4 protein-coding genes are annotated in these 3,094 nt (G+C 44.5%); 1 reads left to right on the forward strand and 3 read right to left on the reverse strand.

Going from position 1 to position 3,094, the window contains the following annotated elements; translation table 11 throughout:
- On the reverse strand, positions 1 to 707 hold a 707-nt coding region (locus F6J99_RS43735), incomplete at its 3' end, for an FHA domain-containing protein (protein ID WP_293123389.1).
- Between the two features lie 146 nt (positions 708 to 853).
- Between F6J99_RS43735 and F6J99_RS43740 the strand changes: the two genes are divergently transcribed.
- Positions 854 to 1,027, forward strand: coding sequence for a hypothetical protein (locus F6J99_RS43740; RefSeq protein ID WP_293123392.1), 174 nt, complete (start codon positions 854 to 856; stop codon positions 1,025 to 1,027).
- Between the two features lie 363 nt (positions 1,028 to 1,390).
- Here F6J99_RS43740 and F6J99_RS43745 read toward each other — a convergent pair whose 3' ends face one another.
- Positions 1,391 to 1,594 (reverse strand): hypothetical protein, encoded by a 204-nt coding sequence (locus F6J99_RS43745; protein ID WP_198953978.1) that lies wholly within the window; start codon positions 1,592 to 1,594, stop codon positions 1,391 to 1,393.
- Between the two features lie 426 nt (positions 1,595 to 2,020).
- Complete coding sequence (gene def / locus F6J99_RS43750; protein ID WP_293123395.1) at positions 2,021 to 2,584, reverse strand: peptide deformylase; 564 nt, start codon at positions 2,582 to 2,584, stop codon at positions 2,021 to 2,023.
- Between the last annotated feature and the right edge of the window lie 510 nt (positions 2,585 to 3,094).

Consider the following 3,094-nt stretch of genomic DNA (forward strand, 5'->3'; position numbering starts at 1 on the left):
AAAATTAAACTGGTGGATAGAGTACTACCCAGCAGCACCCACCAAGGTTTAGGTTTGCCACAAAGTTGGTAAACAAAGTAATAGGCTAATCCTGCCAAGTAGGCAGCTAGCAAAAGATTAAAAACTACTGGTTGACCAACTGCAGCAAACATTGATACGACAAAGAGTACAGTGACGATACCAGGAGCCAAAAAAGCTTTCTGATTTAAATCCCGTCCTGTTGACAAGATGGGAAACAGTTGGGTGAAGGTGACATAATCGGTCTGAGGCTTTGGTATCTTGCTAATCGGTTTTAGGGGTTTTTCTATGGCAATAGTGTGGGATGGGATGGATGGCAAATCAAGGGATGTCGTTACCTCGCACTCAAAGATGAATTTTGGACCATCGTGACCCAACTCAATCCGATCCCCTGACTGCAATTCCTGACAACCCTGCAAATATTCGCCATTCACATAGGTGCCATTCACACTATCAAGGTCACAAATTTCCCAGCGGGGACAGCCATTTTTTAGAGGGGTCAGAGGGCTAATTACCGCATGACGGCGCGATACGCTGACGTAGCGATAGGGATCTAAGGAAATTTTACAGTTAGGGTCACGTCCAATGACGTTATCCTCTAATTCAGAAAGGGGTAGTACGGCAAGTATCTCTTTGTTATCACTAGTGGAAAGCTGGCGCAGAAATCCACTGTAAACTTGACCAGTCATTGCTACTTTGGTCGTTATTGGTTATTCACACTCCCCATGCTAATCCGGCAGGGGATTCTAGTTTCAAGAACGTTTCTTTCCTTTGCAGATCTCTCGATCAACACAGATATAGGAAACATCGACCCTGTCAGCCATGCAGAACGCGAGTGGGGGTTTTGACGGCAGTCGCTCATGGCGCATGGGTCTGTGTGCGATCGCAGTGTTCCGCACCTGTCAGCCATGCAAAGCGCGAGTGGTTTGAATTTACCGTAAGACAGTTGAGCCTTGTCTTGATGCAGTCGCTCATGGGGGAAACCCCCAAGACCGCGCTGCATCGCTAATCAATAAGTTTTACACCTTTTATGCATAGCCTACCAACCATAAAGGCTCAACGTAATCAGGTTTGGTCTCCGGGGGAAACCCCCGCAGGTCGGCGCTGCATCGCTCTCCAGCCCAGTAGGAAACCCCTTTGGCCGACTGGCTCCCCAAGAACGCGCTGCATCCGTTCCGTACTTCCCAAATGCCCAACGGTCGCCTTAGCAGAGCCTTTGGATTACTTTGGCTGCATTAACATCACCAGGATAGTAATCAGTTGTGCAACGTTTTTGTATATCCTTGGATCCTAATCACCCATAGTTTTCGATGGTTTATAGCAAAGGAATTGCACCACCAAACGAATTACACTACTATTTTTTCAAATGTCCTTAGCCCTTTATATTCGCCCTGGCATCAAGCACCGCTAGGTAGAAAGAGAGACCACCAATAGGAATACTAGCAGCGAGGATAATTCCAGTCACCAACTTACCTAACTCGGGGTCACCATAGGAAAGTTCAAAAATTGAACCCACAGCCGCAATCCCAGCAACACAGGCAATCATCAAAAACAGAGCACTTTTTGGTGTCATCATAAGCTTTTTTGTGACAGATTATTATCAGAAATCATAAGACTTAAATTAGCTGTGGCGCAATCAATTAGAGCTAACCGCTAAGTAATAGGTCATATCTAGTGATTTTTACTATTTATCATGCTTGGGTGTTAGTTAATTAAGCATTGAATATTGACAATTGCAAATTTTTAATTTATACCTTAATTTATACCGATAATATAAACCCTATTATAAGTGATTAACCGAACTTCCGATCAAGTTTATAAGAGCAGTCACAGTTGAGTAAATTGTAGAAGGTTAAGGGAGTAGAAAGATTACTGTGACTATAGCAACTGTGACTATAGCAATCGTAATTTAAAATTGAACAATAACAGGTGCTTATAGTCTTTTCCATCACCCGATCACGACCTCACCAGAGGTTTCACAAATAAAATCAGATTGGTATAGTTATTTAATGGGTTTCACCGCTTGGGCTGAGAACCCGTGCTTATTCAATTCTTCAGTTAAGGCTAGACCATTTTGCACCCGATCAACAAACATCACTCCTTTAAGGTGGTCTATCTCATGCTGAATGACGCGAGATAGTAATCCATTCGCCTTTAAGGTTCTAGGGCGTCCGTTTTGATCCTTGTAGGCTACTTCAATGTCGTCTGGACGGGTGACATCTAAATAGACACCGGGAATGCTCAAACAACCTTCCTGGCCATCACAAGGGGTGGTACCAAAACTCTTGATGTCTGGGTTAATTAACACCAGCGGTGGGTTGTCTGGGTTATTAGGCTCACAGTCAACCACAATCATTTGCTTATTAATCCCGACCTGAGGTGCTGCCAAACCGATACCATCTGCACTGTACATGGTTTGCAGCATTTGCTCAGCTAATTTCCGGATGTTGTGGTCTACTTTAGCAACCCGCTTGGCAGGCTGACGCAGGACGCGATCGCCTAGATAATGAATTGTTAATGGTGGATTCTCTAATTTTTTCTTTTCAACGATAAGTTCAGCAGTCATGGGGTTATCGACTTGTTAGTCAGGCTATGGTTAGGGTTAGACTAGAGCTGCTAAGGGATTAGAACACTCAACAGACAGATGCTTTAACAGAGTACCTAAGACAGAGTGGCTAAGTTGGTTTATTATTATAGTCTTGCCTCGCTTTCTTTAGTTTATCATGCCCCACGCCCCAAGAGCCTTCGCGCTGGGGTGCGACAAGGCGCGAGGTTCAACGGCCACACCGAACGCGCACCAAGAGAGGGGATGGGGACTGCGCCCCAATGATTTCATTGATTATCCCTGGTCGCCCATAGGTGGGAATTATTTCAGAATCGTACGTTTCTTGTGATTTATTACTATCCCAAAATTCTTTTACAGCTTTTGATTTTCCTTGAAACTAGCAGCTGCTACGGAAAACTGACACAACACGGTATAAACCGTATTAATGTTCCCTTCCTGCTTCTTTCCAGTTACCTGGCATTTCATAGGGTGTCGGCACTTCCTATTCCACAGGCTCAAACCGAGTAGCTC

The sequence above is a fragment of the Moorena sp. SIO4G3 genome (assembly GCF_010692305.1).
GTDB classification, from domain to species: Bacteria; Cyanobacteriota; Cyanobacteriia; order Cyanobacteriales; family Coleofasciculaceae; genus Moorena; species Moorena producens_A.

Bases quoted from the DNA above. Each gene is read 5' to 3' on its own strand.
- F6J99_RS43745 (WP_198953978.1), bottom strand. From the start codon at position 1,594: ATGATGACACCAAAAAGTGCTCTGTTTTTGATGATTGCCTGTGTTGCT.
- def (WP_293123395.1), bottom strand. From the start codon at position 2,584: ATGACTGCTGAACTTATCGTTGAAAAGAAAAAATTAGAGAATCCACCA.